Here is a 25,090-nt window from a genome sequence, read left to right on the forward strand (position 1 = left end):
TGCTATGGCTTTTGTGCGATAACACTATAGACTGAAACATAATTTTTCACCAAGGCAATCGATAAACTTTCAGTTACTGTGCGCAGCTCTTCAAAGGAGTCACTAACACCTTCAGGAAAATTTCGTTCGATGTTAGCCTTAATATCTAGCAGCCAATGTACAACATCAATATTAGATGGCAATACCCTCATATCTTTGATAATAAAGCCACTTTCCTCCAACACTTGTCTGAAATAAGCGGGCGTTTTGCGATTACCACAAGCGAGACGATCAATGGTGTCAGAAATATCCGATTGATAGCTATTCAAAGCCACATTATAGAGGCTGTCAGAAACTACCACCTGACCACCCGTGCTCATGCGTTTGAACAATGCACACATGGCTTTCTCATATAACGAGTTAGGAAAATGTGTAATAGCACCGCGGATAATCGCCAGATCATAAGGCTCCTGCGGGTCAGGTAAGTAATCAATATCCTGTGCATTACACAGATACAAATTAATACGTTCAGAAAGTCCATATTGTGCGTGAAACTTAGCACAATATCGCAACTGCTGCTCGCTGATATTTATGCCATCCAAACGTTTACATTCAGAAAAACGCTCAGCCAGATATTTCAGGATATAACCCCAACCGCACCCCATATCCAAAATACGCCGAATTGGTGGCCTTTCGATCTTTGTTTCCAAACCAGCCAATAGCAACTGACGATCAAAATAACGAATACCTGACTCATCCAATGAAATTGGTGGCTTTGAAGCCGGATCATCGTAAACACCAAACTGGAATAACAGCGTATCACCAATCACCTTACGCCAGAGTTCTGGATCTTCGCAATAAGTTTGAACTACTTTACTTTCGTAGTCGTTGGTAGTTTCCCCCCGGATGATGTGATAGGGCAGGACAGGCTCAACATCAGTGAAAAACACATTATTAAAGCTACTCATGAGCTTTCCTTATTAAAGGTTTTTAAAAGCGTCGCACCCTTAATTTGCCAGGATTTGCGGCGTATTGGTAAATATCAATGAAATATTCATATCTAATTAATTCAATGTCGTGGCTGCCAATAAACTACATTATTATCAGATCAGCCTTTGCCACTCCTCAATATCTTGATACGAAAGACCATCAATGACTTTTTTGAACCAAACCGTATACACATCAGGAACATTATTAATTAGCTCCCTCAATTTCAGTAGATTAACCCATTTATAATCGGACACCTCATCAGGGTTAATTATCGGTTCTTTATTAAAGCGCCCGATAAAAACATGATCATATTCATATTCAATCAAATCATTAGGCAGTATCGCGTGATAAATAAATGACGAAACCTTTTTCAATGGACAGTCAAAACCCATCTCTTCGCCAAGACGCCGATGTGCCGCGGCTTCCAGAACTTCACCAACCCTAGGATGACCACAACAGCTATTAGTCCAAAGTCCGGCTGAATGATATTTGGTTGCAGCTCGTTTCTGTAGGAGTAAGTTTCCTTTATTATCAAAAATAAAGATAGAAAAGGCCCGATGTAACATACCCTTCTGATGAATATCAGCTTTTCCGGCTGAACCAATAGGATTATCATATTTATCAACAAGAACAAGTATTTCATCCATTTATTAATAGCCTTTGTGTGTATTGAATAGCATAAAATCATAAACTTTAATTAACAATAAAACATAATCCATATTCTGCAAATACTAAATTAACTTTACAAGAATAATAAAACATTTCATAACAATATGATATAAATCACAAAATAAAAATATTTCATCCATTCTATTCTGACATTAATGCAAAAATAAAATAAATTAATAGAATAATCATTAATGTTTTAATTAAACGGATTCAAAAAATAATATATTCAATATTAATCATTTACCATCAATACTCACCTGCTAAATTTGTTACAAATCATAACTTCGGGTATCACACCAAAGTGATAGCTGTTTCTCTCACCTTGTTGAGTGTACTTTTACAACAAAAAACATCACAGAAAACTAAACGAATAATAAACAAACAAGAAAAAATCCCCTCAATAACTAAACAATCATTAAACAATTGTTGATTTTTTACCTTAAAAAAACAAAAATAAACATCCGTTGAAGTTTTGTTTAATATTAGGGAAGTATACTCGTCACTTGCAATTCATCTTTCCTCCCGTATTTTTGCTAGATAAAGAAATGGAATATATGTATCAACCTGCCAGTTCAGGAATCCGACTGTTCACAGATTTAGTCGGAAAAAAAATCAGCCCGAGTCCCCATTGGTATTCTGCACAGAATCGCACTAAATTTGCTTTACGCAGCGCTCTGATGCCAATATCGACGTTAAAACTGTTAAACCAGATAGTTAATACACCGTTTTATCTGGATATTTTGAAGAAACAACCTTGTTTACCTTCTAAACTACATCGCCCCTATCTAAGCATAAACTTCAACAGAGGGCAGACGTTACGTGCAATAAATGAACATTACCAGCTACTGTTTGCTGGTTTGAATCAATCTATTGTTAATAAAATATTTCGTTCCAATGCATATCCATTAGCGGTTATCAATGGTAAGAGTGGAACATATACTATTGCTTTAGATTCTATGGACTGTTTTAATAAAGAAGGTGAGCTTACTCTATTTATTGCAACAGAAGATAATAAAACTTTGGCAAGATGTGCTTTCACATTACTCACTATTGCCGGTAAAAAAACACTGTTCATCGGTGGGCTGCAAGGCTCCAAAGGCGACGCAACCCTTGAAATTATCCGCGATGCAACAAAAGATTGTTTCGGATTATTTCCAAAACGCTTACTGCTTGAATCTATTTGCCGTTTTGCTGCCTATTTTGGATGTCAACAAATTCTGGCAGCCAGCAATGATACCCACATCTATAAAAGCCTACGCTATTGGCATAAAAAGAAAGACAAATTAGTCGCTGATTACGATTCTTTCTGGGAATCATTAGGTGGATCAAAGGGAAAAAATAAAGATTTCCACCTGCCATTATCTATTGAAAGAAAACCTCTTGAAGATATAGCCAGTAAGAAGCGGGCAGAATATCGTCGCCGTTATCAATTACTAGATGAACTGGATAATGGCATGCGGCATTCTCTACCTTCAAATTAAATCAGATATCAGGCCGCTACCTTTCACAGAGGACGGCCTAATTTCGAGATAACTCTTACCTCGGTTTAACCATCTGCCATTCAAGATGCATTTTAACCGCAGGCCATTCACAACTGATAATGCTGTAAACACAAGTATCCCTGATACTGCCCTCTTTAGATACAGCATGACTCCGCAGAATCCCATCAAGTTTTGCGCCCAGTCGCTCTATCGCTTTCCGACTTTGGTGATTAAAAAAATGAGTGCGAAACTCCACTGCGATACATCCCAATTCTTCAAAAGCGTATTTCAATAAGAGATATTTTGCTTCCGTATTAATATGTGTCCGCTGAACAGAGCGCGCATACCAGGTATGACCGATTTCCAACCGGCAGGCACCAGAATCAATATTCATATACGTGGTCATTCCAACCGCTTTACCTGTTCGATGATCAACAATAGCAAAAGGCAGCATAGTACCTTTTTCATGTAGCAATAAATGGCGTTCAATCTCGTTACCTAGCTCAGCCGGCGAAGGAACACTGGTGTACCACAATTTATGCAGCTCACCCTCTTCAATTGCCTGTAAAAACTCATCATGCCGTTGGTGTGTCAGAGGCTCTAAAGTCACCCCTTTTCCTGCCAAAGTTACCCATTCAGTCATCCGTTTTTTCATAATAACCTCTGAGTTATAAATTAAGTCAGAATAGAAGAACTCCCCCTATTCCAGAATCAAGTTAATAAATAACTTATATGAAAAATCAATCCCCTATTAAAGCAAACTTCACACTTTTAACATCTTAAATGACTACCACATCATTCAGAAAAAAATACTAAATACACGTACTATCGTACAAACCCAATCGTAGCTTGGCACATCCAACGGTAACCATATTCATACTGTACACATTTCCATCATGGTATAACATGAAAAACTGAATGAGCTGATTAAACCTCCAACTAGCAGTGGGGAAACTTCTTATTTCTCCTTCTATCACGGGGCCATTCACGACACATTATCATTCACCATGCGGATGCTACTTGTATAATTCGTTGATGAGGTTAGCGCTGTTAATCATTTTTATACTGACGATAAAATTCATCTACAACTTATCTAAGTGCTCAACAATCTTTAATGACATTATCCTATCGCCAATGTATAACAAATCATCAACAATGCCATAACTTAACACAGGTAAGATATTATGATGAAAAAAGTCGGCTTAATTGGTTGGCGGGGAATGGTGGGCTCTGTTTTGTTGCAACGTATGCTAGAAGAAAACGATTTTCAAGGCATCGTCCCTCACTTTTATAGTACATCGAGTGCAGGCTCCTCTGGTCCTACCATTGATGGCATTACTTATCAACTCAAAGACGCCAACGCAGTCAGCGCATTGACGGAAATGGACATAATTATTACCTGTCAAGGCGGCGATTATACTAAGGCAATTTACCCTATTCTCAAGGCCAGTGGCTGGCAAGGCTATTGGATTGATGCCGCGTCGGCACTACGCATGGATAAGGACTCCTGCATCATTCTTGATCCGGTCAACCGTAACCAGATTGATTATGAAGTTAGCAAAGGCACCAAACTTTTCGTCGGCGGAAACTGTTCTATTACGCTGAGCCTTATAGGACTGGCCGGCCTCGTGAAAGCTGACCTAATTGAATGGATGAGCTTGATGACCTACCAATCCGCTTCTGGCGCGGGGGCCAAGTATGTGCGTGAACTGATAGCACAAAACTCATACATTAGCCAATACTTGAGCACGGACGATCTAGCCGACAAAGGCTCAATATTGCCTTTGGTAAAAAAAGTTACCAATCTGATTAGCAGCCCGGAATTGCCGACACAGGCCTTCGGTGTGCCTCTGATAGGTAGCATCATTCCTTGGATTGACAGCGATCTCGGTGACGGCAATAGCCGTGAAGAATGGAAAGGCGAAGTAGAGACCAACAAGATTCTAGGCCTCCAGCCCGGCACTATCAAGGTCAACGGCCTGTGTATTCGCGTCGGTGTAATTCGTTGTCACAGCGCGGCGATCACTATGAAGTTGAAACGCGACGTCAGCGAAACCGAATTTGTTGAACTAGTGCAAAATGCGCATCCGTGGGTAAGCTATGTGCCCAACAACAAAGAAGAGAGCATTAGCAAGTTGACTCCAGCCGCTATTAGCGATTCTTTACGCATAGGTGTCGGGCGCTATAAGAAAATGTCACTTAACGATGAACCGATTTATTCTGTCTTCACTGTCGGCGATCAACTACTGTGGGGTGCTGCCGAACCGTTGCGCCGTATGTTAAATATTCTACTCAACCGAGTATAATCAATAGATAAAAAATCAGAGCAATGAACTAACGTTTAAACCATTTCATCGTCTGTTTTTTTACTTTCTCTTTTGCTACTAGTGCTTTCCTGATTTACAACGCGTTCTGTCCTGGCGCGTTATAAGGCCAAGCCCGAGAAAAACGGGTGATAGAACCGATTTTAAGCATTAACGTTAGAAGGTTCACCAGCGTAAAACAAGCCCCGATAATCATCTGCCTGATTTGCTCCGACTTCCCCTAAGTCCCAACGGTTCGCGTTCCATTTTATTGGTGCAATCAGTAGATCATGTTTTTCTGTGCCCATTATTTTTCTAGAGATTGCTCAAATTTAAATCGCTACCACATCATTCAGAAAAAATACTAAAACTGAGTCAATAAATCGCCTGACTGAATTAGTCCCATTCTCTCTATCTAAACACACAAAGATATGCTACGGACTATCAGGGAAAGTGAACGACTGAAATCGATTATGGCCCATATTGTGATTTGGTTAACCTTTCTAGCCCCAATCAACAAAGAGTACATCAACAACTTTTGCATTCAGATTCTTCTCACTAACTCTATGAAATAGCCTGATTTCATGACCTTCATCACATTCATTTAACATTTTTTTCCCAATTAACCTTATTCCATCTAAATTTGAACCATCACTCATCCGACCACTTAGAGCTTTGACTGGTGGTTTAGGACACAATAATAATCTGGTTATGATTGACAAACACCCGATGGAGATTGCAATGAGCCATTATCCTCACCTGTTCACCCCTCTAGATTTGGGGTTCACCACATTGAAAAACCGCATTTTGATGGGATCAATGCACACTGGACTAGAGGAACATCCCGATCGTGCCCAGAGGCTCGCTCGCTTTTACGCTGAACGGGCAGCCGGAGGCGTGGCATTGATTGTCACAGGAGGAATTTCACCAAATAAACAAGGTGTTATAGGAAAAGGCACTGCATTTCTGGTAGATGAAAAAGACCTTATTCACCATAAAGTTATTACAGATGCAGTTCACCAGGCTGGTGGAAAAATTGCAATGCAAATCTTACATACCGGCCGTTACAGCTATCAACCTCACCTTGTCGCCCCCACTGCCATTCAAGCACCAATTAATCCATTCATGCCTCGTGAAATGACAGAAGAGGACATCCAGCAAACCATTGCTGACTTCGCTCATTGTGCACAACTGGCACAACAAGCGGGTTATGATGGCGTAGAAATCATGGGTTCTGAAGGTTATCTGATTAACCAGTTCCTGACTGCTCGTACCAACCATCGCCAAGATAAATGGGGCGGAAGTTTTGAAAATCGAATGCGCTTTGCCGTGGAAGTTGTTAAAGCTGTCCGTCAAGCAACTGGACGAGAATTTATTCTAATCTACCGGCTTTCAATGCTGGATTTAGTAGAAGAGGGATCTAATTGGCAGGAAATCGAGCAACTCGCTGTTGCCGTTGAACAATCGGGGACATCTATTATCAATACCGGTATCGGCTGGCATGAGGCTCGGATTCCAACAATTGCCACTATGGTTCCTCGTGCTGGATTCAGTTGGGTAACGCAAAAGTTAATGGGAAAAGTTTCTATTCCATTGATCACAACAAACAGAATTAATGATCCCAACATTGCAGAGCAAGTGCTAGCACAAGGTTGTGCCGATATGGTTTCTATGGCACGACCTTTTCTAGCTGATGCTGAATTTGTTATGAAAGCCCAACAAGGACGGGCCGATGAGATTAACACTTGTATTGGCTGTAATCAGGCATGTCTGGATCAAATTTTTGTCGGTGAAATAGCCTCTTGTTTAGTTAATCCCCGCGCCTGCCACGAAACAGAAATGGCCGCCGAACCTGTTACCATCCCTAAAAAGCTGGCGGTTGTCGGTGCCGGACCTGCCGGATTGTCATTCGCGGTGACCGCTGCCAGTCGTGGTCATCATGTCACTCTGTTTGAACGTGACGGACAAATTGGCGGACAATTTAATATTGCTAAACAGATCCCTGGTAAAGAAGAATTTCATGAAACATTACGTTATTTTCAGCGTCAGTTAGCAATCCATCATGTTGATGTACGGTTGAACCAGACTGCCACAACAGAAACACTCTCTGATTTTGATGAGGTGATTATCGCCAGCGGCATTGCGCCTCGCCAACTCACGATCGATGGTATCCATCACGAAAAGGTACTGAGTTACTTAGATGTATTAAGGGATAAGAAAAATGTCGGTCAACGTATAGCTATCATTGGCGCAGGAGGCATCGGCTTTGATACCGCAGAATATCTGAGTCAACCTGGAAAAAGTTCTAGCCTTGATAGTACCGCTTTCAGTGAAGAATGGGGCATTGACCATAACCTGATACATCGTGGTGGTTTATCCCCTCAAGGCCCTAAACCAGAATCTTCTCCTCGGAAAATTTATTTATTGCAACGTAAGCCGACAAAGGTTGGTGAAGGACTCGGTAAAACAACAGGTTGGATACACAGAACTAATCTACACCTACGTGGTGTAAAAATGCTAAACAACATGCAATATTTAAAAATAGATGATCAAGGATTACATATTAGTTGCAATGGGGAACAGAGCTGTCTTGCCGTAGATAACATCATTATCTGTGCAGGACAAGAGCCACTGAGAGAATTGTATCAACCGTTACAGCAAGCGGGAAAAACTGTGCATCTTATTGGTGGGGCAGATGTTGCTGCCGAATTGGATGCTCGACGGGCTATCGATCAAGGTACTCGGTTAGGTCTTAAAATTTGATGATAAATAATGGCGGTCACAGACAAGTCGTAAAAACAGAGTAAATCCTCAAGCCGCGCCATTCCTGGCGCGGACATTTTACTCTTTTTTACCTAAGTTTTTTAAACCTGAATACTTCAATTAATTACGTTAAGTTAGCTGATCCGATGACAGACGGTCATCCTCAGCCTGACAAACAGCGGCAGTGAACAGTACATCGGTAGAAGAGTTCAGACTCGTTTCCGCAGAATCCTGTAATACACCAATAATCAAACCAACTGCCACAACCTGCATAGCCATCTCATTGGAAATCCCAAACATGCTACATGCCAGAGGGATCAACAATAACGATCCCCCTGCCACACCAGAAGCACCACAGGCACAAATTGCAGCAACCACACTCAGTAACAATGCTGTAGGCAGATCAACCGATATACCTAACGTACTGACCGCAGCCAGAGTCAATACCGTAATAGTTACCGCAGCGCCCTCCATATTGATGGTTGCTCCTAGCGGGATAGAAACTGAATAAGTATCTTCATGCAGATTCATACGGCGGCACATCGCCATATTCACTGGAATATTTGCAGCCGAACTGCGAGTGAAAAATGCAGTTACGCCACTTTCACGCAGGCAAGCAAATACCAGTGGATAAGGATTACGACGAATTTTCCAGTAAACAATCAATGGGTTTACAATGAGTGCCATAACCAACATACAACTCAGTAATACAACCAGCAATTGGACATATCCCAGTAAAGCACCAAATCCCATTTCTGCAATTGTTGAAGACACCAGACCAAAAATACCAATCGGTGCAAAACGAATGACCACCCGAACAATCTTAGTAACCGCTTCAGACATATCATGAATCAGGGACTTAGTTGAATCCGTTGCATGACGCAGTGCGATACCAAGGCCAATAGCCCAAGCAAGAATGCCAATATAGTTACCATTCAGTAACGCGCTTACCGGATTAGCGACGACACTAACCAATACCCCTTTAATCACCTCCATAATGTTTTCAGGTGGAGACATCTGAGCATCATTGGTAGCTAGTACCAATTGTAACGGGAACATAAAGCTACCGGCCACGGCAACCAGCGCAGCAAAAAAAGTACCCAAGACATAGAGGATAAGGATCGGACGAATATTGGTTTTCTGACCTTCTTTGTGGTTAGCAATAGAAGACATAACCAGAATCCATACCAATACCGGAGCTACTGCTTTTAAGGCACCAACGAACAACGTGCCAAGCAAACTGACTGATTTGGCAACCGAAGGCGTCAACCACGCTAACAGTATCCCTGCAATTAAACCTACCAAAATTTGTTTAACCAGGCTCCCTTGTACAATGTAATGCACGAAGCCACGTTTTTGTTTTTCCATAGCTGATCCATTTTATTAACAGTTCTGTTAAACCTATACCCTAATGGATTTCAAGATGCATCGCGACGGCAAAGGAGCGAATCCCCGGGAGCATAGATAACTATGTGACCGGGGTGAGTAAGTGCAGCCAACAAAGAGGCAACTTGAAAGATAACGGGTATATATTTTTTTGTGTTTGCTTCCTCAGTATAGGGAAACCAAGAGTAGTGAAAAGCTGCGACAGTTAAAATATACAACCTCGCCAGCACTTATTAACAATGCATTCACATTTGTGTGATCAAAACGGCAATTTATACATTTACAAAACACAATTATTTGTTTTTATGTTTAACCATTTCGCAGCAATTTAAGCCAAGAAGAAACCATATCTCCCCATTCAAGAAAGATATGGTTATCTGTTAAAAAATAGTTATCTAATTACCTAGCTCTTTAGTTTTGTACTTATTTACCCAAACATTAATCATCATTGTTATTGTCAAAATACTCGCTACAGTTCCCAGAGAAACCGCCATAGGAATATGATAAAAATCCATTATTAGCATTTTGATACCGATAAATATCAGAATGATTGATAAACCATATTTCAGCATTGTAAATTTCTCTGCCACACCTGCCAGTAAAAAATACATTGCACGTAATCCTAAAATAGCGAAAAGATTAGAGGTCAAAACAATAAAAGGATCTGTAGTCACAGCAAAAATAGCAGGAATACTGTCTACAGCAAAAATAACGTCACTAATTTCAACCAAAATCAGGACCAGGATTAGTGGAGTCGCATATAACAAACCTTTTTCTTTCACAAAGAAACGTTCTCCATGAAGATTATCAGTGATACGAATATGCGCTTTTAGCCAACGGACAAAAGGTTTATCGCCTATCGGGGAATCATTCTCTTTTGCTAACGCCATTTTAACACCGGTAACCAACAGAAAGATGCCGAACAGATAGAGTATCCAACTGAATTGAGAAACCAGCCAGCTCCCTGCAAAGATCATCACAGTACGCAGCACAATGGCACCTAAGACACCGTAAATAAGCACCCGGCGTTGCAAATTTGCCGGAATAGCAAAATAGCTAAATAACATCAGCCAAACAAATACATTATCAACAGCAAGTGCTTTCTCAAGTAAATACCCGGTAAGGAAAGCCATTGCCTGACTATTAGCAACCGCTTCCCCTACGGTTTCTCTGCAATACCACCATAATCCTAATGCAAATAAGAGCGACAAACTTACCCAAATTACACTCCAGACAGCAGCTTGGCAAAACGACATTGCTTGCTCTTTCTTACGTCCCTGTAAGGATAGATCCAGCAACAACATAACCGTAATTAAAACAGCGAAACTTCCCCATAAGAGAGGGCTACCCACAGAATTCATTTTCTTTTTCTCACAAACAAAAACGGCTGAAGTCTCAGAAGACGCCAGCCGCTGCTCTATTTCTTCCCCATATCGTGGAGATGGATGTATTGCAAGCAACCCTCGCCTTCTGGCAAGGTCTCACTTACAACACAGAAAATGTACCATCAGGTATAATTTCAGGGTTGCCCGGCAACCGGATGCTGTTGCATCGTAATGACGATAAACCGGCAAGGAAGTTACTCCCCTTTGCTGTGGTGAAAAATAAATCAAAATTATACAAGAATCAATCTACCACTGAAAAAATAATAAAATGACAACAGAAACAGTAGGAACAAACAGCAACTTATCTAAATTAAAAAACCTAGCAGGCCAACCTCATAGACCCATTTCCTATCCGATTTTAATGAACGTTCAATTGATCACCAAAATTTTCTGTTTAGTCACCCTTGATTTTGTTACAGTGGCACAGGCCGCGTCATTTGCCTTTTTCAACGGAGTAAAAAGGCATTAAAACCAGCCAAATAACGTAAAACAGGACGTAATTTAATCAGTTTAGCCTCAAACTTTCAGGATGAACGAACAAAGGCATTTTAGGAACACCTGATGGAAATAGTAAAAGAACTTATATATGCACTTTGGTACCAGGATTATGAAACTCTGGCCAATCCATCCCTAATATGGGCCATTTATATCATGCTATTCTTGATCCTCTTCCTTGAAAGTGGCCTCCTTCCTGCGGCATTCTTGCCAGGAGACAGCCTACTTATACTGGTTGGCGTATTAATTGCCAAAGGTGCAATGAGTTTCCCTCTGACGATTGTAATATTAACTGCCGGAGCAAGTTTAGGTTGTTGGGTCGGTTATCTCCAGGGAAAATGGCTAGGAAATACCAAGATAGTGCAAGGCTGGCTCTCTCACCTTCCGGCCTACTACCACCAAAGAGCTTACAGTCTTTTTCACCGCCACGGCCTGTCTGCTTTACTTCTCGGCCGCTTCCTCGCATTCGTCAGAACCCTTCTACCAACACTTGCAGGCCTGACAGGTCTACAAAACAGCCGTTTCCAGTTTTTTAACTGGCTCAGTGGCTTCCTGTGGGTCATTATCCTAACCTCTTTGGGTTACGCACTTGGTAAGACCCCTATTTTCCGTCAGTATGAAGACTTGGTAATGAATTTCCTGATATTACTACCACTTGCTTTACTCATTATTGGTTTTAGCGGCAGTTTGTTAGTTGTGTGGCGTAAAAAAACCTGCCAATCCCCTCAAAAAAAGTAATTAATTCCAATAAAGCCTAATCTCCCTCCCTGCTGTAGATAGAAGTATCGTTTGCAGCAGAATAGTGAAATTACTCTAATGTTTTTTATTCACCTTTCCAAATATAAGCTATATTTAAGGATAGTCTTTTCCGGCATCAGGAAAAGCAACTAACTAAGTCAAATACACACACCTTATATGAGGAGTAATCTACATGTCACAGATCAAAACTACTGACGATCTACGCATTGAACTAAAATCACTCGCAGAAACACTGGAAGAAGTGATCCAAAGCTCTGGTGACAAATCCAAAGTTGAGTTGGAAGAACTTCGCAACAAAGTAGAGGAAGTCATCAAAGATACTCGTTTTAAACTCGGTAATGCCAGCGATATGGTTGTTAAGAAAACAAAAGATATGGCGGGCCGTGCCGATCTCTACGTTCATGATAAGCCGTGGACAAGCATCGGTATAGGTACTGCGGTTGGTGCCATATTAGGTGTATTATTAGCTAAACGCTAATATGAGTAACTCATCCAAATCTCAAGGCCCCGGTAAAGGGGTCCTTGATATTCTCCAACGTATTGCCACTGTTGCTGTCGAGATAGTAGAAACTCGTTTACAACTTATCGTTGTAGAGTTGGAAAAAGAAAAAGCCACTTTGATACAACTGATAGTCATAGCCAGCCTGACATTACTACTCACCGCTTTCGGCCTCATGTGTCTACTTGTTATGATTTTTTGGGCTATCGATCCCAACTGGCGTTTTACCGTATTAGCAAGTACCACTGGCACACTACTCGTTCTGGCGCTTATTGGCCTTATATGGACTATAAGGAAAGCGAAAAGTTCAACATTACTTAGCGCTACTCGCGAACAGCTCAAGATCGACCGAGAAATGCTGGAGGATTACAGTAATGAGTAGGCAACGTCGGGAAAAAAAGCTGAAAAAACAGCAGCTAATTAGAAATATCCAGCTACAACGACTTGAACTTTCCAACAATACACAGCTCTGGAAGAGCCTCACTGAACCTTATGACAAAAGCTGGCAAAAGCTTTTGTCATTAAAGCCCTATCTGCGGCCCGCAATCCACGCTATCTCTTTATATAGCCTCCGTCATCCTGTGAAATTTTACCATTTGTCGCGCTATATCATTCGACTATTGAAATGAAAATGGTAATAATTCTTCATAATATCCTTCGTTGATGATCACTCTGGTTGCTTATATTCAAAAACTTTGTATAAAATTGTTAATAATCCTTGCTTACAACTAAGTTCATCTCTCTTTAGTATACATTCCATCCGTTAATGATTAACAAGTTGTGCTGTTTCCACTTGGTACAAGCTAATCATCAAACAAATTATTATTATTTTTCTGTGTCTCAGGAGTTGTTAATGAAAAAATTTGAAGATAGTGCCCTGTTACTGGCTCGTATTTTGATGCCAATTCTGTTTATCGTTGCAGGTTATGGAAAATTAGGTGATTCCTATGCGGGTACTCAGCAATATATGAATGCTATGGGCGTCCCTGGCTTTCTATTACCACTGACGATCTTACTTGAATTGGGTGGTGGTCTGGCAGTTCTATTTGGTTTCTTAACTCGTACCACCGCGTTATTTACCTTCGGTTTCTGTATCTTGACTGCCATACTCTTCCACAACAATTTTGCTGAAGGCATGAATCAGACTATGTTTCTCAAAAACCTGACCATCGGTGGAGGTTATCTGTTACTGGCTATCACAGGTCCAGGTAAATTCAGTATCGACCGCCTGATGAAGAGAAATTGGTAATATCCTGCTGTGATTGTTCTGAATCTGAAAAATAACAGCTTTCAGGTAAAAGATGAAATGATCAAAATCCCGCTTTCGTTCAAGGATTTTATCAACCAGATGTCCAATATTCAGAAGGTAAATAGCAAGCCGAAAGATCTCGAAAATCTTTCGGCTCACTTTAATCAATAGGTCAAGCTTCTATTAAATCACAGTGATTCTAGTAAAATAGTTATTTTATCAAAATAAATAACCACCTCATTTCTCGGCAGGAAATAATTAACTCTATTTTCGGTAACATATTGAAAGCATCTTTAAAAATTTAATATAAAGAGCATAGGATTTGCAGTGTAAATCCTATTAACACCCACAACACCAATTTAAATAAACAACAATTAATTCAAATATATTTAAATATTATTTAATCAAATTCAACATTTAATCACAATATAATTATTTTAAATTTATTTAACTTTATCTCTTAAAATGAAACAAATTACCACATATCAATAACATTACATTCAAAAATAGGTCACAATATATTTCATTAGAAATCATAAAATTAAATTACTTTATTATTTCATAATGAACAATTGCTATTACAACGTCGAATGATTATTTATATAACGATTTAAATTAAAATTCACGCGTTTTTATTATTTAATTTTACGATTAATATATTTCCTTTACATAATTATCGATCATTATATTTCAGGAAATAAAATAATAAAAACTTAACATTATCACATTAAATTAAAAACCATTTCAACAATAGCTACACTTATTATATCACAACCACTTTTCCCGAAAAATAATATTAAGACAATCGGTCTTAAAAAAACAATCAGTTGTTTTTTAAATTACAACATAAAACTAAAAACGCCTATAACTCTTGAACAAAACAACTTGACACATAACTATATACATTAGAAAATCATTTAATCAATAGGAAAGCCATTAAAAACATTGACATTAAAAATATTGATAGTAACGCAGGCTAATAATTAGTATTTAAATTTAAATAATTGTATTTTAATTTCACCAAAATACCTGTGCCAGATAATTCACAGAACTCTTCATAAAATAAACGAATAGGGAAGACAAATGAAATATAGTTCAATTGCTTATACCATTATTTGTTTAATGCCATTTTATGCTACCGGAGCAGGAAAATTAAAGGATGTTTGCGACGGTAAATTAATTACTAATACATCTATAAGCAGTATAAATATTACCAGCAACCAAAATGGAAATGGACCTGCCATGAATGTATTAGTAGAAGGGCAATGGTATGATACATATCTAACCCCTGGTATTACCGAGGGTAACGGTGTTTATGGACTCTATGATATGAGTCATAATGCTTATCTCAATGCATTAGAAGTTAACGTTTGCGTAAGACTTGGTAATTTAAGAGGCATTGAATTAATTTATAGACTATAAAACTCTAAGCCAGAAAAAGAGAGCTAACATTAATCAATGTACTTATAATACATTGTTAAATCAACATTTAATTCCCATATACCCAATGGATTTCAAGATGCATCGCGACGGCAAGGGAGAGAATCCCCGGGAGCATAGACCGGGGTGAGCGAGTGCAGCCAACAAAGAGGCAACTTGAAAGATGACGGGTATAGAATAATAACGGAGAGTTTATGACTATTCATGGTAAAAAAATAAATGTGAAATTAAGAAAAGACACACCAGACCAACTATCCGCAAATGACTTAAAGGCACAATTGACTGCTATTGGATTAACATGTGACCTTACGGATGAAAGTTTACTCGCTGAATATATTGAGGACGTAAGAAGACAACTAATTACAGGAAGTACACAGTCATTTGCAATTGGGGAATATATTGATGACAATTTCGTACATACATCCAGAGCTAACTGGTCACCAGAGGACCAGGCCCTCGGATACAAAACGCAACTAATTTATATTGGCGTACCTGAACATTTTAAATGGCTAGGGAAAAATTGTAGTACATTTGCGGGAAATGAGGATGATCCACCAGCATCGACAGATAAATATGATAACGTAGATGCAGTAAAAAGTGCCTTTATCCAAATTGCTAAGGGATCTTCTGAGACTCTAGTACAACCTCTGGACAAAACAGATATGGAATCTGCGCTAACAAATCTCCTAAGCTCAATTAATGATGACAATATCCAAAATTATGATTCCGGCTGGAGAATAAAACTCCTCTTACTAATAGATAATTTCGATAAAGAAAAAGATACAGGCAATGGAATTGGAGTATTAGGAATACGTTGGAGACTACAAATAAAAGATTATAGAAAAAAGAGCAAAGACAATGCTAAACATAACACAACAATTAGCCTAAGTAGCTGGTCTGTCATATATGACAATACCGATGATCTTCTCAAGCAATATCATATGGTAAAAGATAATTTTGGCTAAAAATAATAGATGGAGACAGATTAAACTAATAAGTACAATTTTTCAAAAAATCAGGCGGTTGCTATAGTAGCATCTTTCTTGCCAAAGAAAAATGCACTATGGCCTAGCCTATTTGTTGCCATTGATAAACAAAAGATGCACTATAATAGCCCCGTCAAGAAAAGTTAACGAATGCTCCGGGACAAAAGAAATTAAATCCTGAGCAAGATAAACTCACTTTTCTTAAAAGTGTCATGAGATGCAGACAACAACCATATAAGAATATATTGATATCAGAACAACCATTCTGACCTGGGGAAAAACCGTTCTGGTGTTACTGATAAATCCGAAAGTCTCCCTGTTTTCATCACTGTCTGGTACCCCAAAAATAGAACCATCAATACTCATTGAATAGAGATCATAAAATTTAGGTTCAAACAAAATTTACACCTATCAATGATGTCAGCTCTGCTCAAAAAGATTAACACTGCCAACCAGACAGTCTGCTGTACTGGCTGGCGCTATTCATAAATGTTAGATTCGTTATGCCATAATTTCATATTTCACTAAGCAATCATCGAATCATGTTTTTTACAGCCTGTCTCCTAATTTGATTGTTCACATCGCTTCTACTTACCGACTAACAAATTACCGACTAACAAACAATTTAGGGATTTCCCGCAAACACCAAGACTTAGCTTCCCCCATGCTGTCTCGTCGCCATGCCATAATGACATTTGTGTCATGGCTGTATTCAGAACTAATCACCCGCAAACGACCCTCTGCAATATCTTGCTCCACCATAGGATAAGGCATAGTAGCAACACCCAGCCCAGCTAAGAGGGCGCGGCGTTTATCTTCCAGAGAACTGACCGTCAAACGCTGCTGCTTATCTAACAATTGAACCGTCAATACCGGCCGCTCCCTCGCGGTATCTGCTACAGCAATACCACGGTATTTCACCCTCGTGACATCGGACAAAGGCTCCGGCTCTTGATGTATAGGATGATCAGGACTAGCGACATAAACATTGGTAATGCTGTAAAGCTGACGTGAATTAATTTCTGCCGACGCGCGAAAATGCATATCTGGTGCAATAACAATATCCGCCCGACCCGTTTCCAGCCTCTCCCATGCGCCAGCCAAAACCTCAGTCAATAAAGAGAGCTGAGTATTCGATTTTTGAGCAAGTTTGCCCACTAATGGGAATAATGAAGAAGCTGGAACCAACGCTTCACAAACAATTATCAGGTGAGTTTCCCAACCTCGCGCTAATGCCTCTGCATCAGCGGTTAATTTATCAGCAGCTTCAAGCAATTGACGCCCACGCTCAAGCAACATACGACCAACATTGGTGAATTTAGTTCTGTGACCCGAACGGTCAAACAGTACTACATCCAGCTCTTCTTCTAATTTTTGCATCGTATAGCTAAGTGCAGAAGGAACACGGCCAAGCTCATCAGCAGCCGCAGCAAAACTTCCCCGCCGGTCAATCGCATCCATGACCCGGAGAGATTCCAGTGTAAGCGCTCGTTCTTTGCTCATATTTTTCTCAATCAGGAAATTTGAATATGGTGACCAGATTAACTGGCTAACATTTCGCCGTCCAGATAATTACTATTCTTAGTGTGTGTTTTTTTAAGGTAACTGCCATCATGATTATAAATAGAACAGCAAAACAATGTGGGAAAGCTGACTATGGTTGGCTACAGGCTCGTTATACATTTTCATTTGGGCACTATTTTGACCCACAGTTTTTAGGTTATGGCGCGCTACGTGTACTCAATCAAGAAGTTATCGCCCCCAAAGCCGCTTTCCAACCTAAATCCTATCCACATGTGGATATATTGAACATTATTCTACAAGGTGAAGCAGAATACCGTGACAGCGAAGGCAACTATATCAGAGCCAGCAAGGGAGAATGTTTACTATTTTCTACCCGTCAAGGCATCAGCTACAGTGAACATAATGCCAGTACTAACAAGCCACTGACTCGCTTGCAGCTTTGGCTGAGTGCCTTTCCTCAGCAGGAAAGCCTGCCATTGCAACGAATGGAGTTACCGGAACAACCATTAGCTATGCTAGCTTCTCCAACCGCAGAAGATGGCAGTATGCAATTACGTCAGCAAGTTTGGGTAAACCATATTTTCCTTACTAAAAATCAATCTCATCATCTGCAATTAAAAGGAAAAAATGCCTATCTGCAATCCCTAAACGGCAATATAAAAATAAAGGGCCATTCCAAGGATAATACTTTGATTAAATGCGGAGATGGCGCTTTTATTCATGAAGAAAGTCGCCTGGTTTTGAAAGCAGATACTGAATTTCAGGGGCTGTTAATTGATTTGGCTGCCTAAAAAAGTGAAAGCCCTATCAGATTCCAATCTAATAGGGCTAAATTTTTGAAGTTGACCGATAAGCCGGGTTCTGTCGTGGACAATCATTCATCTAGGCCAGCACTTACGCACTGGCTCAAGCAGCCTACCCGGGTTCGATACGGGCCGTACCTAATGAACCCCTATTTGGCCTTGCTCCGGGTGGAGTTTACCGTGCCACGGACTGTTACCAGCCGTGCGGTGCGCTCTTACCGCACCCTTTCACCCTTACCTGATCCTACATTAAGTAGGCCATCGGCGGTTTGCTCTCTGTTGCACTGGTCGTGGGCTTTCACCCCCCAGACGTTATCTGGCACCCTGCCCTGCGGAGCCCGGACTTTCCTCTCCTCTATCCATCGTCCAAAGGATTAATGATAAAGCAGCGACTGTCTAGTCAACTCCGCGGCGGATTATAAGAGGTTTACCTAACAATGTATAGGCATTTACTGACTATCTGTCCTGTTTATCAGCAATTACCATTATTCTTCACTCTGCCCCAATCCATGACGATAAAGTGCATTTTTCTTCACACCATGAATCTCTGCCGCCAATGCAGCCGCTTTTTTCAATGGCAATTCTTGTTGAAGCAGCGCCAGCGTTCTTAATGCCTCTGGAGGCAAAACATCATCATCCAGTTTTTTATAGCCTTCAACGATCAATACCATTTCACCACGGCGACGGGTTTCATCTTCCTTAACCCACGCCAAAAGCTCACCTACCGGCATCCCCTGAATGGATTCCCAAGTCTTTGTCAATTCCCGCGCCAGAACGACGTAACGTTCAGCTCCCCACACTTCAACCATATCTTCCAAACTATCGATCAGACGATGAGTGGATTCATAAAAGATTAATGTGCGCGCCTCCTTTTCCAAAGCCCGCAAAGTATCACTCCGGCTTTTACGTTTTGCGGGCAAAAATCCTTCGTAACAGAAACGATCTGATGGCAAACCCGCAGCAGACAAGGCGGTTATCGCCGCACAAGGCCCCGGAAGTGGGACAACATGAATACCGACTTCACGGCAACGGCGAACCACATGATAACCAGGATCATTAATCAGGGGCGTTCCTGCATCAGAGACTAATGCAATACTTTGCCCTTGTTGAAGTTTTGTAATTAATTGATCTGCTTTCTGCTGTTCATTATGATCGTGAAGTGCGAACATGCGCGCATTAATGGCAAAATGTTGAAGCAACAAGCCAGTATGTCGCGTATCTTCGGCAGCAATCAGATCGACATGCTCAAGAACTTCAAGCGCACGCTGAGTGATATCACCCAGGTTTCCAATGGGGGTTGGCACAACATATAGCGTGGATGTCGTAACCACTGCTCGATTAGGTTGATTCATTGTTTCATCCGAATGGCCGATTTAAAATTGAGCATCTTTGAAAAAAACATCGCTGGATACAGTATGCTTTCCTCAATTTTTGTGCGTATCAAAACTGGTTTAGTCTGTTCAGCTATGCTGGCAGTTATGATCATCGCAGGATGTACCGCGCCTGACCAACAGGGGCAACAACCTTCGCAAACTCAGGACAAAATCAGTACAGAAATCGCCCGTTATCAATCTATCATTGATGCCGCTCATGGCGAACCTTCTCTTGATGTTATCCGTGCTTATATCGCTCAGGAACCACTTCTGAAAGAGAGTGCGGCTCATCAAAAAAATATTGATGATACCTGGCAAATGCTGACCCGTCTTTCACCACAAGAACGCCGTGGGTTAGTCATCAACGCTGATGAAAATGTTCTGCAAGGCTGGCTGGACTTACTCAGTGCCTATCAGGATAACAAACCGGACTCTGACAAACTACAGGCGGCTATCCATGACTGGAAAATTCGTTATCCACAAAACCCTGCCACACTGTCACTCCCAACTCAGTTACAATCGACAGCCATCCAACAGCAAGATACGAATATCCATCTTGCTCTGTTCCTGCCATTAAGTGGTCAAGCAAAAGTATTCGGTGAAGCCATTCGCCAAGGTTTTCTTGATGCTCAGGCCGGTTTACCTAGTCCATCATTGCCAACAGAAAGCCCGGGAAATTTATCTATAGCAGACAGCGATAGTACATCAAATGGCGTGGTTTCTACCGATATCTCCCCCAGTGAAGTGGTACCCGCAGAATCAGCAGCACCAACTATTCAGACAACACCGGTCATAGCCAACGCGCCGATTAATACACAACAGGTCAAAATCTATGATACGGCAAGCCAGCCATTGGAAAATTTATTAATTCAAGCTAAACAGGACGGCATGAATTTAATTGTCGGGCCGTTACTCAAACCCGACGTGGTTAAACTCGCTCAGATAAATACTTCATTAAATATGCTAGTACTCAATGAGTTAGATAATGCTCAACCACAGCCCAATATCTGCTATTTTTCTTTATCACCAGAAGATGAAGCGAAAAATGCCGCGGAACACATTTGGCAGCAACAGAAACAGAATCCTCTGATTTTAGTCCCCAGAGGGACTTTTGGTGACCGTATTGCCAATGCCTTTGCACAGGAATGGCAAAAACAAGGGGGACATACTGTTCTGCAACAAACCTTTGGCTCTTCCGCCGAACTGAAACAATTAATTAATAGGGGTACGGGTATCCGCCTAACCGGAACAGCCGTCAATGTCACAAGCAATCAACCTACATCCATCGCCATTGGTAATCTGGAAATCCCTCAGATAAACACCGACGTCGTTCCTGCCTCTACCGGCGGCCCAGTAGATGCAGTTTATATTGTTTCTACCCTAGATGAACTGACGCTGATTAAGACAATGATTGATATGGCAATCAGTTCCCGCAATAAGCCCGCCCTTTACGCAAGTTCCCGCAGTAATCAGGCTGGCGTTGGCCCCGATTTCCGCCTGGAGATGGAAGGAATGCAATTCAGTGACATTCCCTTAATCGCCGGAGCTAACCTGCCACTGATGCAGCAAGCAGCCAGTAAATTTGCAAATGATTACTCTTTGATGCGCCTTTACGCTATGGGCATTGATGCCTGGTCATTAGCAAATCAATTCAGTCAGGTTCAACTTCAAAGTGATTTCCATCTCAATGGGGCTTCCGGGGCGCTGTCCGTTCAGGAAAACTGCACCATTTTCCGCCAGCTCTCATGGATGAAATATCATCAAGGCCAAATCACGGCTATTTAATTAAGTAATTTGCCGCTTGTCACCAAGCGGCCTTTCAATTCAAATGACGCATTTCAGAATGAAAAGAAAAAGCTGAATGAAAATAAAAAAGCTGACAAGTTATTTGCTGGGACGCAACTATGAAGCGCAGGCAAAGTTGTTTTTACAAAAACAAGGATTATCTTTTATCGCCGAAAATGTGAAAGTTCGCGGTGGTGAAATTGACCTGATTATGAAAGACAAGCAAACTTGGGTCTTTATTGAAGTCCGTTTTCGCAAATCAGGACAATATGGAGATGCATTGGTGACAGTCACCCATAGTAAGCGTAAAAAATTATTACACGCTGCCGCAATATGGTTGTTGCAACGGGATGAATGTTTTGAAACTTCTTCTTGTCGCTTTGATATTTGTGCTATTACTGGTCAACAATTTGAATGGTTGCAAAACGCCTTCAATCAAAATGAGTTCACTCGTTAAAATGATACTGAGTAGGTTATAAACGTGCTGGATAGAATTAAAGTCTGTTTTACAGAAAGTATTCAAACTCAGATCGCAGCCGCGGAAGCATTACCTGATGCTATTTCGCGAGCTGCAATGATGATGGTTCAGTCATTACTGAATGGTAACAAAATTCTTTGCTGTGGTAATGGCGGCTCAGCCGCAACCGCCCAACGGTTTGCAGCCAATATGATCAACCGGTTTGAGACTGAACGTCCAAGCTTGCCTGCGTTGTCGCTTAACGCAGACAATGTGGTTATCACTGCAATTTCAAGCAATAAACAGCATGATGAAATTTATGCTAAACAGGTACGGGCATTAGGTCAGCCTGGCGATGTGTTATTGGCGATTTCCACGCATGGTAATAGCCGTGATATTGTTAAAGCCGTTGAAGCCGCTGTAACCCGCGATATGACGATTGTCGCCCTTACAGGCTACGATGGTGGCGAGCTTGCCGGCTTACTCGGGCCACAAGATGTAGAGATTCGTATTCCATCTCATCGCAGTGCCAGAATTCAAGAAGTTCATATGCTAACAGTTAACTGCTTATGTGACTTAATCGATAATACACTCTTTCCCCATCAGGATGACTAAGGAGCCAATAATGCGATTTTTCTCCCTATTAGCCACGATTTGTACTGCTGTGATGTTGCAGGGATGTATTGGTGCCGTCGTGGTAGGCTCTGCCGCCGTAGCGACGAAAACAGCAACCGATCCCCGAACAATTGGTCAACAGGTTGATGATAGTACTCTCGAAGCCCGTGTCAGTAATGCACTTAACAAAAATAAGCAGCTCAAAGAGCAAACCCGTATTATTACCACCGCCTATCAAGGAAAAGTTTTACTGACAGGTCAAAGCCTAGACACAAACCTTTCAGACCGAGCTAAACAGATAGCATCGCGGGTTGATGGAGCACACACTGTTTACAATGAAATTCGTCAGGGGAAACCTGTTGCATTAAGCACGGCTTCTAAAGATACCTGGATTACAACTAAAGTACGCTCAAAAATCTTGGCTAGTGACTCAGTTAAATCTTCTAACATCAAAGTCGTTACGGAAAACGGCGAAGTCTTTTTACTGGGCATTCTGACCAAACAAGAAGGTAGCGCCGCAGCGAAAATCGCAAGCGAAACCAACGGTGTTAAACGGGTAACAACCGCATTCACTTATCTGAATTAACCATATTGATTGAAGATGATGACACGATAAATCTGTCAAACATCCAGGTATTAGGCCGCGTCATTTTTTGGCGTCGGCGTTTTACCTCTTTTTATCATCCAACGTCAAACCGAATAACTTCCTGCTTCCTCCCTCAATCATTTTTCATTAACCCATTTTTTTCAAGATAACTCACCCCGCCCAACAACCGCATTTGCCGCAAAATCCATTGTTGACGCTGTAAAACATAAGCCGAGGGTGCGTTAACTTTATAGCGGTGTGGATTAGGCAATACAGCAGCAAGTAAAGCCGCTTCTGATGCCGTCAATTTACTGGCTGATTTATGAAAATAGTGTCTGGATGCCTCTTCAACACCAAAAATTCCATCACCAAATTCTGCTATGTTAAGGTAAACAGTCAGAATTCTACTTTTTGACCATCCCAGTTCAATGACAAAAGTCATCCCGGCTTCCAACCCTTTTCTTAACCAGCTACGTCCATCCCACAAAAATAAATTTTTAGCCGTTTGCTGAGAAATCGTTGAAGCTCCTCTGAGTCTGCCAGAATTATTTTGGTTACGCGCAAGTACACTTTCGATAGCATCAAAGTCAAATCCCCAATGCTGTGGGAATTTTTGATCTTCCGCAGCAATAACCGCCAATGCGATATTTGGCGACATTTGTCCTTGCCCTACCCAGTCAGAACGAGATACATAAGAAAAATTAACCGATAACCAGGCGCTAATCTGGCGCTCAACCATAACCATAGAAAACGGCACTGGCAAAAATGAAAATGCAACAACAGAAACTATCCATAAGATAGTAACTGAGATTACGATTTTTTTAAGCCAGTACCATAAAAATTGAAAAGGATTTCGCATCCAGTTACTCAGTCATTTCCAATACTTTTCTGACAAGTTTATCAATTCCCACTTCTGCCTGAGAAATAGATTCAGCAAGCATGTAGGCTGGTGTTGTCACAATTTTGCTTTCTAAATCAACAACAACATCATTTACCTCACAAACTATATGGACACCGCCCATTGCTTCTACTTGAGCAACCGTTTCAGGATCATTGCCGATCGTTAATTTCACCGGTTTATTAAGTAGTTTTGGCAACATAACAGGTGCAATACACATAAATCCCATTGGTTTATGTTGCTGATGCATAGCCCTTACCAAACTTAATAAATCCTTATTTATTTCGCAATCAACTGTCTTAACAGCAAAGTCACATAAATTCTTCGCCACACCAAATCCCCCAGGAATTATCAGGGCATCAAATTCATCTGCATTTGCTTGTGATAAAGGCTTAATTTTTCCCCTCGAAATACGGGCAGACTCCTGTAGGACGTTACGTTCTTCCCCCATTTCTTCGCCGTTAATATGATTAATAACATGAAGTTGTGGTACGTCAGGCGCAAAAAAGCTCGTTTTAACACCTAAACGGTCTAAAGAAAGCATAGTTAATACTGACTCATGAATTTCGCTACCATCGAAGACACCACATCCACTTAAGACAACCGCAACTGATTTCATACCTCACTCCATTTGTAGTAGATTATTGCTTAACCCTTTAGGGGGT

At 40.9% G+C, this 25,090-nt stretch carries 27 protein-coding genes and 1 other RNA gene; 16 read left to right on the forward strand and 12 right to left on the reverse strand.

Annotated features, from left to right (window positions below; genetic code table 11):
• Positions 1-2: 2 nt before the first annotated feature.
• Both EAE91_RS08985 and idi read right to left on the reverse strand, forming a co-directional pair.
• A complete protein-coding gene (locus EAE91_RS08985) occupies positions 3-947 on the reverse strand; it encodes an SAM-dependent methyltransferase (RefSeq protein WP_214088189.1) in 945 nt (314 codons plus the stop codon).
• A 135-nt stretch (positions 948-1,082) separates the two neighbouring features.
• The gene (idi, locus tag EAE91_RS08990) at positions 1,083-1,616 is read right to left on the reverse strand and encodes an isopentenyl-diphosphate Delta-isomerase (protein WP_214088190.1); all 534 of its coding nucleotides are present in this window, start codon (positions 1,614-1,616) and stop codon (positions 1,083-1,085) included.
• A gap of 567 nt (positions 1,617-2,183) precedes the next feature.
• Here idi and EAE91_RS08995 point away from each other — a divergent pair.
• Complete coding sequence (locus tag EAE91_RS08995; RefSeq protein ID WP_214088191.1) at positions 2,184-3,119, forward strand: VirK/YbjX family protein; 936 nt, start codon at positions 2,184-2,186, stop codon at positions 3,117-3,119.
• Positions 3,120-3,174: 55 nt separating this feature from the next.
• Here the strand turns inward: EAE91_RS08995 and EAE91_RS09000 are convergent, their stop codons facing one another.
• A complete protein-coding gene (locus EAE91_RS09000; RefSeq protein WP_214088192.1) occupies positions 3,175-3,774 on the reverse strand; it encodes a GNAT family N-acetyltransferase in 600 nt (199 codons plus the stop codon).
• A gap of 532 nt (positions 3,775-4,306) precedes the next feature.
• Between EAE91_RS09000 and asd the strand changes: the two genes are divergently transcribed.
• On the forward strand, positions 4,307-5,425 hold the full coding sequence (gene asd / locus EAE91_RS09005) for an aspartate-semialdehyde dehydrogenase (protein WP_214088227.1): 1,119 nt from the start codon (positions 4,307-4,309) through the stop codon (positions 5,423-5,425).
• Positions 5,426-5,586: 161 nt separating this feature from the next.
• On the opposite strand, the gene EAE91_RS09010 is transcribed toward asd, so the two are convergent.
• Entirely contained in the window at positions 5,587-5,730 is a 144-nt protein-coding gene (locus EAE91_RS09010; protein ID WP_214088193.1) for a hypothetical protein, read from the reverse strand.
• 195 nt (positions 5,731-5,925) lie between these two features.
• Positions 5,926-6,081: a hypothetical protein gene (locus EAE91_RS09015; protein ID WP_214088194.1), complete on the reverse strand. Its 156-nt coding sequence runs from the start codon at positions 6,079-6,081 to the stop codon at positions 5,926-5,928.
• 82 nt (positions 6,082-6,163) lie between these two features.
• On the opposite strand from EAE91_RS09015, the gene EAE91_RS09020 reads away from it, so the two are divergent.
• On the forward strand, positions 6,164-8,185 hold the full coding sequence (locus tag EAE91_RS09020) for an NADPH-dependent 2,4-dienoyl-CoA reductase (RefSeq protein ID WP_214088195.1): 2,022 nt from the start codon (positions 6,164-6,166) through the stop codon (positions 8,183-8,185).
• A 129-nt stretch (positions 8,186-8,314) separates the two neighbouring features.
• Here EAE91_RS09020 and sstT read toward each other — a convergent pair whose 3' ends face one another.
• On the reverse strand, positions 8,315-9,553 hold the full coding sequence (gene sstT, locus EAE91_RS09025; protein WP_214088196.1) for a serine/threonine transporter SstT: 1,239 nt from the start codon (positions 9,551-9,553) through the stop codon (positions 8,315-8,317).
• A 413-nt stretch (positions 9,554-9,966) separates the two neighbouring features.
• Entirely contained in the window at positions 9,967-10,932 is a 966-nt protein-coding gene (locus EAE91_RS09030; RefSeq protein WP_214088228.1) for a TerC family protein, read from the reverse strand.
• Between the two features lie 89 nt (positions 10,933-11,021).
• On the opposite strand from EAE91_RS09030, the gene EAE91_RS09035 reads away from it, so the two are divergent.
• The 8 genes from EAE91_RS09035 to EAE91_RS09070 all read left to right on the forward strand — a co-directional run bounded on the left by EAE91_RS09035 (position 11,022) and on the right by EAE91_RS09070 (position 16,363).
• Entirely contained in the window at positions 11,022-11,228 is a 207-nt protein-coding gene (locus EAE91_RS09035) for a hypothetical protein (protein WP_214088197.1), read from the forward strand.
• Positions 11,229-11,517: 289 nt separating this feature from the next.
• Positions 11,518-12,189 carry a DedA family protein gene (locus EAE91_RS09040; RefSeq protein WP_214088198.1) on the forward strand — a complete coding sequence of 224 codons (672 nt, stop codon included), beginning with the start codon at positions 11,518-11,520 and terminating at the stop codon, positions 12,187-12,189.
• A gap of 193 nt (positions 12,190-12,382) precedes the next feature.
• On the forward strand, positions 12,383-12,688 hold the full coding sequence (locus tag EAE91_RS09045) for an ElaB/YgaM/YqjD family protein (RefSeq protein ID WP_214088199.1): 306 nt from the start codon (positions 12,383-12,385) through the stop codon (positions 12,686-12,688).
• A gap of 1 nt (position 12,689) precedes the next feature.
• Positions 12,690-13,091, forward strand: coding sequence for a phage holin family protein (locus EAE91_RS09050; protein ID WP_046396984.1), 402 nt, complete (start codon positions 12,690-12,692; stop codon positions 13,089-13,091).
• On the forward strand, positions 13,084-13,338 hold the full coding sequence (locus EAE91_RS09055) for a YqjK-like family protein (protein WP_214088200.1): 255 nt from the start codon (positions 13,084-13,086) through the stop codon (positions 13,336-13,338). The genes EAE91_RS09050 and EAE91_RS09055 overlap by 8 nt, the downstream gene beginning before the upstream one ends.
• A 224-nt stretch (positions 13,339-13,562) precedes the next feature.
• Entirely contained in the window at positions 13,563-13,958 is a 396-nt protein-coding gene (locus EAE91_RS09060) for a DoxX family protein (RefSeq protein ID WP_214088201.1), read from the forward strand.
• A gap of 1,083 nt (positions 13,959-15,041) precedes the next feature.
• On the forward strand, positions 15,042-15,380 hold the full coding sequence (locus EAE91_RS09065; RefSeq protein ID WP_214088202.1) for a hypothetical protein: 339 nt from the start codon (positions 15,042-15,044) through the stop codon (positions 15,378-15,380).
• Positions 15,381-15,592: 212 nt separating this feature from the next.
• Positions 15,593-16,363 (forward strand): hypothetical protein, encoded by a 771-nt coding sequence (locus EAE91_RS09070; RefSeq protein ID WP_214088203.1) that lies wholly within the window; start codon positions 15,593-15,595, stop codon positions 16,361-16,363.
• A gap of 627 nt (positions 16,364-16,990) precedes the next feature.
• Here EAE91_RS09070 and EAE91_RS09075 read toward each other — a convergent pair.
• Complete coding sequence (locus EAE91_RS09075) at positions 16,991-17,887, reverse strand: LysR family transcriptional regulator (RefSeq protein ID WP_040148844.1); 897 nt, start codon at positions 17,885-17,887, stop codon at positions 16,991-16,993.
• 110 nt (positions 17,888-17,997) lie between these two features.
• Between EAE91_RS09075 and EAE91_RS09080 the strand changes: the two genes are divergently transcribed.
• Positions 17,998-18,699, forward strand: a complete 702-nt coding sequence (locus EAE91_RS09080) for a pirin family protein (protein ID WP_214088204.1) — start codon at positions 17,998-18,000, stop codon at positions 18,697-18,699.
• A 43-nt stretch (positions 18,700-18,742) separates the two neighbouring features.
• Here EAE91_RS09080 and rnpB read toward each other — a convergent pair.
• Positions 18,743-19,119, reverse strand: an RNA gene (rnpB, locus tag EAE91_RS09085) — RNase P RNA component class A.
• Positions 19,120-19,196: 77 nt separating this feature from the next.
• Positions 19,197-20,063 (reverse strand): 16S rRNA (cytidine(1402)-2'-O)-methyltransferase, encoded by an 867-nt coding sequence (rsmI, locus tag EAE91_RS09090; protein ID WP_214088205.1) that lies wholly within the window; start codon positions 20,061-20,063, stop codon positions 19,197-19,199.
• A gap of 63 nt (positions 20,064-20,126) precedes the next feature.
• Here rsmI and EAE91_RS09095 point away from each other — a divergent pair, with 63 nt between their 5' ends.
• From EAE91_RS09095 to dolP, 4 genes are all read left to right on the forward strand, one after another.
• A complete protein-coding gene (locus tag EAE91_RS09095; protein WP_214088206.1) occupies positions 20,127-21,869 on the forward strand; it encodes a penicillin-binding protein activator in 1,743 nt (580 codons plus the stop codon).
• Between the two features lie 76 nt (positions 21,870-21,945).
• Positions 21,946-22,326 (forward strand): YraN family protein, encoded by a 381-nt coding sequence (locus EAE91_RS09100; protein ID WP_214088207.1) that lies wholly within the window; start codon positions 21,946-21,948, stop codon positions 22,324-22,326.
• 24 nt (positions 22,327-22,350) lie between these two features.
• The gene (gene diaA, locus EAE91_RS09105; RefSeq protein WP_036780324.1) at positions 22,351-22,941 is read left to right on the forward strand and encodes a DnaA initiator-associating protein DiaA; all 591 of its coding nucleotides are present in this window, start codon (positions 22,351-22,353) and stop codon (positions 22,939-22,941) included.
• Positions 22,942-22,951: 10 nt separating this feature from the next.
• Positions 22,952-23,527 carry a division/outer membrane stress-associated lipid-binding lipoprotein gene (gene dolP / locus EAE91_RS09110; protein ID WP_214088208.1) on the forward strand — a complete coding sequence of 192 codons (576 nt, stop codon included), beginning with the start codon at positions 22,952-22,954 and terminating at the stop codon, positions 23,525-23,527.
• A 133-nt stretch (positions 23,528-23,660) separates the two neighbouring features.
• Here dolP and mtgA read toward each other — a convergent pair whose 3' ends face one another.
• Together mtgA and elbB are read right to left on the reverse strand one after the other, a co-directional pair.
• Complete coding sequence (mtgA, locus tag EAE91_RS09115; protein ID WP_214088209.1) at positions 23,661-24,386, reverse strand: monofunctional biosynthetic peptidoglycan transglycosylase; 726 nt, start codon at positions 24,384-24,386, stop codon at positions 23,661-23,663.
• Between the two features lie 4 nt (positions 24,387-24,390).
• On the reverse strand, positions 24,391-25,044 hold the full coding sequence (elbB, locus tag EAE91_RS09120; protein WP_214088210.1) for an isoprenoid biosynthesis glyoxalase ElbB: 654 nt from the start codon (positions 25,042-25,044) through the stop codon (positions 24,391-24,393).
• Between the last annotated feature and the right edge of the window lie 46 nt (positions 25,045-25,090).

This window comes from Photorhabdus noenieputensis, from assembly GCF_018448935.1.
Lineage (GTDB): Bacteria > Pseudomonadota > Gammaproteobacteria > Enterobacterales > Enterobacteriaceae > Photorhabdus > Photorhabdus noenieputensis.

Excerpts from the sequence above, each read along its gene's own strand:
- mtgA (WP_214088209.1), bottom strand. The coding sequence starts at position 24,386 with ATGCGAAATCCTTTTCAATTTTTATGGTACTGGCTTAAAAAAATCGTA.
- EAE91_RS09050 (WP_046396984.1), top strand. The coding sequence starts at position 12,690 with ATGAGTAACTCATCCAAATCTCAAGGCCCCGGTAAAGGGGTCCTTGAT.
- EAE91_RS09055 (WP_214088200.1), top strand. The coding sequence starts at position 13,084 with ATGAGTAGGCAACGTCGGGAAAAAAAGCTGAAAAAACAGCAGCTAATT.
- EAE91_RS09020 (WP_214088195.1), top strand. The coding sequence starts at position 6,164 with ATGAGCCATTATCCTCACCTGTTCACCCCTCTAGATTTGGGGTTCACC.
- dolP (WP_214088208.1), top strand. The coding sequence starts at position 22,952 with ATGCGATTTTTCTCCCTATTAGCCACGATTTGTACTGCTGTGATGTTG.
- EAE91_RS08985 (WP_214088189.1), bottom strand. The coding sequence starts at position 947 with ATGAGTAGCTTTAATAATGTGTTTTTCACTGATGTTGAGCCTGTCCTG.
- EAE91_RS08995 (WP_214088191.1), top strand. The coding sequence starts at position 2,184 with ATGGAATATATGTATCAACCTGCCAGTTCAGGAATCCGACTGTTCACA.
- asd (WP_214088227.1), top strand. The coding sequence starts at position 4,307 with ATGAAAAAAGTCGGCTTAATTGGTTGGCGGGGAATGGTGGGCTCTGTT.
- EAE91_RS09075 (WP_040148844.1), bottom strand. The coding sequence starts at position 17,887 with ATGAGCAAAGAACGAGCGCTTACACTGGAATCTCTCCGGGTCATGGAT.
- EAE91_RS09010 (WP_214088193.1), bottom strand. The coding sequence starts at position 5,730 with ATGGGCACAGAAAAACATGATCTACTGATTGCACCAATAAAATGGAAC.
- idi (WP_214088190.1), bottom strand. The coding sequence starts at position 1,616 with ATGGATGAAATACTTGTTCTTGTTGATAAATATGATAATCCTATTGGT.
- EAE91_RS09060 (WP_214088201.1), top strand. The coding sequence starts at position 13,563 with ATGAAAAAATTTGAAGATAGTGCCCTGTTACTGGCTCGTATTTTGATG.
- EAE91_RS09095 (WP_214088206.1), top strand. The coding sequence starts at position 20,127 with ATGCTTTCCTCAATTTTTGTGCGTATCAAAACTGGTTTAGTCTGTTCA.
- EAE91_RS09030 (WP_214088228.1), bottom strand. The coding sequence starts at position 10,932 with ATGAATTCTGTGGGTAGCCCTCTCTTATGGGGAAGTTTCGCTGTTTTA.
- EAE91_RS09015 (WP_214088194.1), bottom strand. The coding sequence starts at position 6,081 with ATGAGTGATGGTTCAAATTTAGATGGAATAAGGTTAATTGGGAAAAAA.
- sstT (WP_214088196.1), bottom strand. The coding sequence starts at position 9,553 with ATGGAAAAACAAAAACGTGGCTTCGTGCATTACATTGTACAAGGGAGC.
- EAE91_RS09080 (WP_214088204.1), top strand. The coding sequence starts at position 17,998 with ATGATTATAAATAGAACAGCAAAACAATGTGGGAAAGCTGACTATGGT.
- elbB (WP_214088210.1), bottom strand. The coding sequence starts at position 25,044 with ATGAAATCAGTTGCGGTTGTCTTAAGTGGATGTGGTGTCTTCGATGGT.
- EAE91_RS09045 (WP_214088199.1), top strand. The coding sequence starts at position 12,383 with ATGTCACAGATCAAAACTACTGACGATCTACGCATTGAACTAAAATCA.
- EAE91_RS09070 (WP_214088203.1), top strand. The coding sequence starts at position 15,593 with ATGACTATTCATGGTAAAAAAATAAATGTGAAATTAAGAAAAGACACA.
- rsmI (WP_214088205.1), bottom strand. The coding sequence starts at position 20,063 with ATGAATCAACCTAATCGAGCAGTGGTTACGACATCCACGCTATATGTT.
- EAE91_RS09040 (WP_214088198.1), top strand. The coding sequence starts at position 11,518 with ATGGAAATAGTAAAAGAACTTATATATGCACTTTGGTACCAGGATTAT.
- EAE91_RS09065 (WP_214088202.1), top strand. The coding sequence starts at position 15,042 with ATGAAATATAGTTCAATTGCTTATACCATTATTTGTTTAATGCCATTT.
- EAE91_RS09100 (WP_214088207.1), top strand. The coding sequence starts at position 21,946 with ATGAAAATAAAAAAGCTGACAAGTTATTTGCTGGGACGCAACTATGAA.
- EAE91_RS09000 (WP_214088192.1), bottom strand. The coding sequence starts at position 3,774 with ATGAAAAAACGGATGACTGAATGGGTAACTTTGGCAGGAAAAGGGGTG.